2 protein-coding genes are annotated in these 864 nt (G+C 42.8%); one reads left to right on the forward strand and one right to left on the reverse strand.

The genetic code is table 11. From position 1 onward, the window contains the following. Positions 1 to 167 (forward strand): integrase core domain-containing protein (locus A3750_RS03680; protein WP_156498367.1); only part of this gene is annotated, 167 nt, incomplete at its 5' end. A 261-nt stretch (positions 168 to 428) separates the two neighbouring features. Here the strand turns inward: A3750_RS03680 and A3750_RS03685 are convergent. Beyond that, the coding region (locus A3750_RS03685) for an RDD family protein (RefSeq protein WP_231871696.1) at positions 429 to 864 on the reverse strand (436 nt) is incomplete at its 5' end.

Genomic DNA, 864 nt, shown 5'->3' on the forward strand with positions numbered 1-864 from the left:
GCTTCAATGGGAAGTTTAGAGACGCTTGCTTGAACCAACATTGGTTCCGAACGTTACAAGAAGCACGATATGAAATTGATCTGTGGCAGCAGCACTACAATCATGAACGGCCACATAGCTCGCTTAATTATTTAACACCGGTAGCCTTCGCGAAGAAGGTTGCATAATATGGAATTTCTCATTGATGGAGTGGTACTAATCAAGGGGAAAGGTCAGACCCAATGAACCAGGTACGGCGGCTGCACCACCAATTAAAACGTTTGCACCCGTAACCAGAGCTACAAAAGATATTGCATAGAGAGTGTACTTAAGAATTGATTCCATTCCGATTCCCTAGTTGTTGATATTCTTAAAGAACATAACGCCGCCAGCAGCGGCCGAGTGAAACGAGGTCCAGCGACCGCAGGGAGCGATGCTGGCTGGCCTGGTTATATGCGAACGACCACAGTTTTACCAATAAAGTCATGAACAGCCCTCCGTTTTTCACTAAACAACATTGTAACGAATTCTGAAATACCCCAGATAAGTGAGAGAGCAGCAAATATAAGTATGGTGGTAACTAAATTACTTAGATCTTCGACACCCTGATAGACCATAACAGACGCAACAATACTAAGGATTACCCATATGACGTTGAGCAATAATGTAACTGATTCTCGGCGCAATGATTGAAGCAGCCCAATTGGTTGCTCGTTTTCATGATTTAGGACTTTTACACCCACAAGCATTTTACCTACAGTTTGGCCAAAGAAACCATGCATGAAGATGGCATAGAGTGACAGTTGAACAGCATTGACGCTTTGAAGAAATTTGTCATGGGGAGAATACTCGAAACCTAGAATCAAGCTCTCAATATAAATAACT

This window comes from Oleiphilus sp. HI0079, assembly GCF_001635105.1.